Source organism: Lacinutrix sp. MEBiC02404 (genome assembly GCF_053601575.1).
In genome coordinates this window covers 1-8368 of sequence record NZ_JBSHNV010000078.1, presented here as the reverse complement: position 1 = coordinate 8368, position 8368 = coordinate 1, and the positions used below count along the sequence as shown (strand labels likewise).

General features: G+C 30.1%; 4 protein-coding genes. All 4 read left to right on the top strand.

Annotation, left to right across the window (positions count from 1 at the left end; translation table 11 throughout):
- Positions 1 to 317 precede the first annotated feature (317 nt).
- The 4 genes from ACVCXO_RS00505 (at position 318) to ACVCXO_RS00490 (ending at position 8052) form a co-directional block, all read left to right on the top strand.
- Positions 318 to 1385 carry a hypothetical protein gene (locus tag ACVCXO_RS00505; RefSeq protein ID WP_452227641.1) on the top strand — a complete coding sequence of 356 codons (1068 nt, stop codon included), beginning with the start codon at positions 318 to 320 and terminating at the stop codon, positions 1383 to 1385.
- A gap of 7 nt (positions 1386 to 1392) precedes the next feature.
- Positions 1393 to 5016, top strand: coding sequence for a hypothetical protein (locus ACVCXO_RS00500; protein WP_452227640.1), 3624 nt, complete (start codon positions 1393 to 1395; stop codon positions 5014 to 5016).
- 161 nt (positions 5017 to 5177) lie between these two features.
- Positions 5178 to 6884, top strand: a complete 1707-nt coding sequence (locus tag ACVCXO_RS00495; protein WP_452227639.1) for a hypothetical protein — start codon at positions 5178 to 5180, stop codon at positions 6882 to 6884.
- A 625-nt stretch (positions 6885 to 7509) separates the two neighbouring features.
- On the top strand, positions 7510 to 8052 hold the full coding sequence (locus ACVCXO_RS00490) for a hypothetical protein (protein ID WP_452227638.1): 543 nt from the start codon (positions 7510 to 7512) through the stop codon (positions 8050 to 8052).
- Positions 8053 to 8368: the final 316 nt, after the last annotated feature.

Sequence of the window (8368 nt, the reverse complement as noted above, 5' to 3'; positions counted from 1 at the left end):
AAAGACCTATAGATAACAACGTATATAATTAATGGCTAGTTTTAGCTTGCTTACGAAAATCTTTGCAGATTTTCTATTCCGTTTTTATTTACTAAATTAGGTGCTGAAACACGCCACTAATCATATACAAACACGTTGTGCGGCATGCGAGAGAAACGATTATCGAATGAACTCAACCGATAATCAAGTGACACTTCTCTACTGCGGAATGTAAAACTACTTTTGAATAAAAGGGTAAACAACCTAAGGAAAAGGGTTAAGTCCCCTGACAAAATAAACATAGAGTAAATTAACTTTGACATTAAAACAAAATAGATATGGCAACAAAAAGCGTAAATGGTAAATTAAGTCCAGTTAGTGGAGATTTTGATTTTACAGCATATTATCTTTTAATAAGCTACGACCAAATAATAGATTCAGAAAATACTGCATTTCAAAGTCAAAGAGTTTTAACTGATGATAAAGGTAATTTTAGATTCTTCATACCCGAAAATTCTAAAATCGTTGAAAACATAGTTAAGATTGAAGTTTATGCCCCTAATGGAACTATGCTTGACCGTGATTTATACACCACACAAGCATTAAAAGCTTCAGAGAAAACTGCAGATGAAAAGGATTCTACAAAGAAATTTATAATTAAAATTAATCCTTTTGAAATTATAGAAGATGGCTATATCTTCTCAGATAATAAAGTTAAAGGAAGAGTGGTTGACATTCTTGGAGGAAGTATCCCTTCCGATTTGCAAATTATTATTTGGGCAACGAAAGATTCTGCGATTACCACATTTGATTCAAATCAATATATTCCAATATTTATAGGAAAAACAGATAGTAAAGCTTCTTTTTCTGGTAATTATATTATCGATGATTATGAGTTTTGTTTTGCAACTATAAACGGATTTATTGATAGCCCAATTTCTGTGGCACTTCAAGATAAAAAAATACCACAATTTATTCTTTTACCATTTTCATACAAAAACGAATCTGATGAGGAAGATTCTCATGAAGATTGTGGATGTAAAGACGAATCCCCTCGTTTACCAAATTCAGAAGATTTAGTTTCTGACAACGGAAGTTATTCAAATGATTTAGGTGGTGGTCAATGTAATGTTAAATTTAAACCTAATAGAACATTAGAAGAAGTTAGCTTCTGTGCGATTACAAGAACTACTGACCCTCAAATTGAAAGAAACACAATTACTGAACTAGAACTTTATGAAATTAAAGACAGTATGAAAACTATATTTAATAGCATAAAATCAAATTTCTCATCTTTTGAAACTCATTCAACTAAAATTAAAGCCAATGTAGCGTTGATAAAAGAGCATTTAGAAGTAAAAAAAGAATTGAAAAAACAAATAGACATTGAACCACTAGCTAAATAAAAACATTATGCCACCATTTGACAGATTTACAACACAGACATACCAAGAATCATACGCAAACCCTATTTTCGATCTTGAAGTTATACGAATTCCAACGGAACAAGAAGTTAATAATGCAATTCAGGTATTTTTAAATCAGATTGATTCTAAAAAGGAAGATTTCAATAATAAGTTAGTTACTGTTGAGGGTTTCTTAAATGAATCTAAAGTGAATATTGAAAAATTGGATGAGTTCATTGAATCAATAAATGATTTAGTAATAGCAGGGAATAGCTTATTAGGACTAATTGACTCTTATCTAGAATACTACAACACCTATGGAAGGTACTCAACACAAGTTTCAGTTTATCATTTAGAAATTCCAAAAATCAAGTTAGAACTTAGTAATGCTCTATTAGAATTAGAGAAAATCAAGAAAAAACTTATAAAATCTTATGCTAATAAACATGCATCAAGAGTTGAATTAGATGTTGATAATGCTATTGACTGGGATGAATCCCCTACAATTTACCAAGCTACTACAATTGCTCATGGACATATTCTTTGCTTTAGAATGAGATGGAAAGCTGATGGTTATTCATTGGGAGAAGTAAAGTATAGCAAATCATTAGGGCCTTGTGAGAAAGAACAAGTAGCAATCTTAGATTGGAGCAGGTCTGAAAATTCTTCTCGACTTGAATCAACAATTTCTAGAGAGAATTTTTCAGCAAGTTTTTCTAGAGATAGAGATGTTAATGAAGTAATAAATACTTCACTTAGCGAAAAAATAAAAGGAAAATCTATAGGTGCAACGTTTGGGACTGCCGGTGGTGGTGGTGCAGCAGGTGCTGGACAATATGGAGGATTTATGCTTGGAGGCGTTGGAAGTGCTTTTGCTTCTTTAGGTGTGTCTGGTTCAGTTGCTTCACAAAAAGCAACTCGTTCCTTGTCATCAAGTACTATGAATAAATTAAGGGAAAGAATAAATCAATCTTCCCAAGCTGTGAGAAGTCAACGTTCAGTTGTTATTCAATCCGTTTCACAAAATGAAAGTGTTACTGCTACAACAAAAGTCATTGCGAATAAAAACCTTTGTCATTCCGTAAATTATCTATTTTTTGAGATTTTGAAGCATTATGCCATTGAACAAGAAATAGTTGATGTTAAAGAATGTCTTTTTATTCCTATGAAAATAACTCCATTTGATGCAAAAAAAGCAATTCGTTGGAGACATATTTTAGAACAAATAGTACCTTCAAAAGATTTGTTTTTAGGGTTTGACTCTATACAAAATATTGAAAATAATACTCCTTCTCAAAATGGAATTTTAGCAGATGAGACTATCCAAGATTTTTTTGGACAACTAAAAATAAGTTTTGATATTCCTTTACCAAATTTCAAAGATCCAAGTGATGACGATATTGATAGCTGGAATGACACTATAAATAATGAATGGCAACAATCCTCTTGGAGCAACTGGTATCATCCATTTATTAGAAGAAGGTTTGGTTATGGGCATCATAGAGATTTTTATCGTTATGAATTTTGGAAGAGAAACGAGGCTCAAAAAATAAAGAATTGGGAAGATAAATTTGTACCTGTTATTGTTAAAGATTTTATTGAAGACTTACAGTTTACAGCAGTAAATGGAAATATAAGAACAAATCTTAAACTAGATGTAACTCAGGTTACAAAATATCATAAATCAGGGTCTATTGAAGTATCTCTAAATATATCTGATGATACACCAACTTTAAGAAGAAGCGATATTAAAAAAATTGTTATTAGTTCAGAATACTCAGTTCCTAATAACTCTAATATTATAGTAAAATCTGGTGCTTTAAGTTATAGAAGTCAATCACTAAATGAATTTATCTTTTTGAACAATTCAATTAAAAATGACATGTCTAATAACGATACCGTTTCATTAATAACACCACTAAATAATAGAGAATTAATAAATCCAGCTGTAAAGGAAATTGAAAGAGCAAATTTGCTACTTACTTTTCTAAATGATCACTTATCAGAAATGCATCAATTCATTTTTGCAGGCATGGATAGAAATACAAGGTTCATGATGCTTGATGGGGTTAAGTTAAATGCAGCAAGTGGAAGAAGTGTTTCTAGTTTAGTGGAAAATGAGATAGTTGATATTGTTGGTAATAGTATTGTGATGCCAGTAGCAAGCGGTTTAAGAATTGACCCTGTTTTTCGTTCTCAAGACAATTTATTAGATATCTACAAGCCCAAAGATAAAATTGAACCGTTTAGAGTAAGTCTTCCAACTGGTGGTTACTTTATGGAAGCTGTTCAGGGATCTTGCAATTCTTGTGAAGAGTTAGATTATACCAAAGCTAGATTTCATGGTTTCGGTTGTACAGATGAACCAACAGCTATACAAGAACTTTCAACTAATACAAGAAGAACTGACCCTGGAGATTTACAAGCCAAAGATTTACCAACGAATATTGTAAACTTCCAAAATGTGCCTCAAGCACCTAACCCAACTGATTTAAGCAGCGTCTTATCACTTTTAGGTAAAGGAGACTCATTTAGAGATTTATCTGGTCTTACTGAAAATCAAAAGAATGCATTAGCCGCATTAACAAAGAATGCGGATAGTGCTGTGGCAATGGGTCAAATGGCTACAGACTTAGTAAAAGCACAAATGGGGCAACATACGGAAAAAACTATAGACAGAGATTTAGATAGAATTAATAAGGAAAAAGAGAAAGGAAATATTACAGATGAAGATGCTCAGGAATTATCCAAAAAGGCTTTAGAAAATAAGAACAAGTTAAATGAATCTTCAAGTAATGAAAAAACAGAAAGTAAAATACCCGAAGCAGTCGAATCTGCTAATAAATCAATAGAGAAAGGAGCGACTAAAGCCAAAGTAAAGGAAACGAGAAAAGATGGTACAACGACTGAAGTTGAGATAGAGAAGGAAGAAAAGAAACCGCAATCAATTAATAGGAAATGGACTGAAGTTCATCAATATTTAAATTCAGGTAATACTGTTGAACATGCAACTTTTAGTGCATACGATGCAGCTAATAAAATTGATTCCCTTCTTGTCAAGTATTTTGTAGCAGATACAACCAAAATTGACTCTGCAGGTGCAGGTGATAATTTGTATGAATGGTTAAATAATATCGATTTAAAAAGTGAATTTAATAGTGGTGTTAGTTTAATAAGTACAGGCTTTGGAGCTAATCACCCATTTCAAAAAGACGGTACAAACTATACACTGACAGATAGTTGGGTATCACTAAATTGTCAGATTGATGTAAATTCAATTGATGAATTATACAGACAAATTCAAGAAGATATTGAATCCAATGCTTTAGAAATTTATAACAAAGGATTAACAACTGGTGCTTCTCTTGATTGGTGGATACCTGTATCAAAAAGCCTCTTAGAAATTAATGGAAATATAGATTATAGAGATACTGTTGAAAGAAAAGTAACGATAAAAGGTGTTAGAGATAAAGTAATTAAAGTTTCATTTACCGCATACGGAAGAATTAATTATCGTCATAAAGGAGAAGTTGAAAATGATTCTACTGGAAATGTTACCAACCCAAGATTTGACACATCATTTCCTTATGAAATTGAATTTTCTAAAGAAATAACCTTAAAAGTGAATTAAGCACGACCGCACAACAATGTATAAAAATAATAGCGGTTTATCGCTAAAACGAAAGTGAGTAAATATAATAATGTTCTGTGTTTAACCGAAAAGTTAGTGCGTATAAATCCGCTACTATTCTTATACTAGACCGTTACCCACAAGCAAAACCAAGCTAACTAATGCTAATTATCAAAGAACAAGATTTCTACACTAAACTTAACTCTGGGCATATTTTAGAAACAGATAAAGTTCTTCTAAAAGAACAAGTTATAATAAATGAACATATTATAACTTGGGAACATCGCATTATAAAAAATGTTGTTTTTGAACAAAAAGTAATAGTTGAACAAGTTGATTTAATTTGTGGTTTAAGCTTCGAATTTTGCGAATTTAAAAAAGGAATTGCATTTTCGAATGTTATCGTTTCAAAATATGATTCAAATAAATTCCCACTCAACTCAAGTTTATATTTTCATAATTGTACTATCAAATCTTTAAAAATATTAAACTCTAGAATAGAAAGAGGATTTAATTTATTTGCAAAAACAAAGGTTGATAGATTAATCATCGAAAGGTCCGTTATAGGAAATGGAGGAATAAACATTAAAGAAAGTGAAATATCTAAAAGATTTGATTTGAGACAAGTTCAAACGGAATCATTTACTGTTTCAAATTCACTAATAGAATCTGCTATCCGACTAGAAAGCGTAAAAACTACAAGTGTATCTTTTATAAAATCCACTTTTAATAATTCGTTGAAATTGTGGAATATCTATAATGAAACAGATATTACATTTAATTATAATTTTTTTGGAGACGAAGTTGAAATCGCTGCTTCAAAAATCAAAGGGATATTTAGTCACGGAGATACTTTTAAAAGAAAACTAATAATTAAGCTAAATAATGAAGAGAATATTATTTCTTCTCTTAAAGAATTATACATTACAGAAATTGATTTAGGTGAAAGTTTTGTTTTTAAAGGGCACGATAAGTCTATAGAAAAGCTAACTATACCATTTACAAGTAAAATTAAAGGAGTTCTTAAATTTAGTGACTGTGAAATATCAGAAACTAACCTATCTGGTGTCAATGAATATTCAAAATTGATTTTCAAAAAAATCACTTTTGAGAACCTGAATGTTATAGATTTTACAAATTTTAGTGATATCACATTCGTTAACAGTAAAGGAAATAATCAAAGTTGTTTTGAAATCACGAATAGTGATTTAGGTATTACAAAATTTAATGACTTCTCGTTTAAATCATTTCCCAAATTAAAAATAGGGAATTCTGTTTTCAACAAAATTATATGCTCAAATATTGAATGGTTTGAAGAAGACCAACTTGTCTCGGATTTTGACCAATCCCAAAAGTCTAAATCCTATAAGAATAAGCGTGAAATTTATAGACAATTCAAACAAGTTTTAAAAAGTAATGGAAATGCAATTGATAGTTTAGCTTTTCAGGCAAAAGAAATACAATATTACAGGAAAGAATTACTGAAATCTGGTAATTACAGTTTAGGAGATAGAATAATAATGCTTGTAAATATGACCAATAATTATGGCTTAAGTTGGACAAAAGCTACAGGAATTATTTTAGTTATAACTTTATTTTTTTACTTATTATTAAGTGTTTTAATTTCACCAAATTTTTTATTCAAATTTAGTTGTGATTACGAAGACATCGTCAGTACTCTAAAATATTTTTGGGAAAACAACAACCTTTTTGTCCAATTACTTAATCCTACAAGAAGATTTAGTGTAGTATATGGAACTGAAAATATTAACAATTTGGTATACTGGCTTGATATATTACACAGAATAGTTTTAAGTATATTTATATTTCAAATAATTAAAGCATTTAGAAAGTTTGTATTAAAATAGCCAGTGGGTAACACCGTATATAATTTATTGCTGGCTTATTGCCTGCTTGCGAAAGTCCTCGCGGACTTTCTTGGTTAGTAATTATTTGCTAAATTAGGTGCTTAAAACACGCAACAAACCATATACAACAACGTTATCTATAAGTTACTCACCAACAAAAATTATTGGAAAATCTATAAGTCTGAACTTCCAATAAGGGAATAATTACTCAGATGAATAATGTAATCTGAAAAACGTTACGGATTGGATTCTGTTTGATTTTATAAACCAAGATAATTTTAGATTAAAAAGATCAATAAAGTAAACCAAGATTAAAAAGCTTGCGTTTATCGTTACGACTGAATTACACGAAGAAAAACCAATCTGAGCTATTCTGGACAGTAGAAACGTATCATTGCGCTTAAACCGTTGCTAAAACCAGAATTCCTAAATTATATTTATATAAAAATTTAAACATCTGAACTCTGGCTAACTATGAAAAGACCTATAGATAACAACGTATATAATTAATGGCTAGTTATAGCTTGCTTACGAAAACCCTCACGGATTTTCTATTCGGTTTTTATTTGCTAAATTAGGTGCTGAAACACGCCACTAATCATATACAAACACGTTGGCAATAATTATGAAAATCGCGATAAAAATTAAAATTCTTTTATTCTTTTTAACTTTTGTTTTCAATTTATCATTTGGACAATCTGAACTTAAAAAGTTTGACTTTGAAATGGATAAAGCAATTTATGATTTTCGAGCTGAATTAACTTTAAAAAAAGTTGACACTCTTTTACAAGCTTATTACACTTTTGATAATGGAAGAGGAAATAACGCAACACATTTATTTTTTTGGAGAAAAAACGGAAAAGATTCTATAAAAGTTATTAAGACCAAAAAGAAAAACAAATTTAAAGAGTTTCCGATAAAGGAATGTTCTGAATTTACAAATATTCTCGATTTCTATTTCAATAACGAAACTGATATAAAAGCAACTGAACCAACTTCAAAAATGTGGTTTAGTCATAATTACGGATATTTCATAAAATTGAATTTAAATAACTCTGAATATAAAACTTACTTGAGGAATGAAAAAAGATTTGACGATAAGGAACATTTAAAATCTCAGTGGATAAATCTTATTGATAACATTGCGAAAGAATATATTGAAAAATAACTATTGCCAACACCGTATATAATTAATGGCTGGTTTTAGCTTGCTTACGAAAATCTTTGCAGATTTTCTATTCCGTTTTTATTTGCTAAATTAGGTGCTGAAACACGCCACTAATCATATACAAACACGTTAGCAAAAACAGTGTCAATCCTCTATTTTCTCTGCTATTGTTTTGGTTTGGGCTTACCTAATTCCCTAACTTATAATTAACAAAATTTGCTTAGATAAATCGGAACTAAAAGTAAAACTGAAGTCACAAAGATTTTAATTAACTAAATAATAAACAGATTATCTGGTGCGAAAATCTATCTGCTCT

Coding starts and splice junctions, on each gene's coding strand:
- ACVCXO_RS00495 (WP_452227639.1), top strand. CDS start 5,178: ATGCTAATTATCAAAGAACAAGATTTCTACACTAAACTTAACTCTGGG.
- ACVCXO_RS00490 (WP_452227638.1), top strand. CDS start 7,510: ATGAAAATCGCGATAAAAATTAAAATTCTTTTATTCTTTTTAACTTTT.
- ACVCXO_RS00500 (WP_452227640.1), top strand. CDS start 1,393: ATGCCACCATTTGACAGATTTACAACACAGACATACCAAGAATCATAC.
- ACVCXO_RS00505 (WP_452227641.1), top strand. CDS start 318: ATGGCAACAAAAAGCGTAAATGGTAAATTAAGTCCAGTTAGTGGAGAT.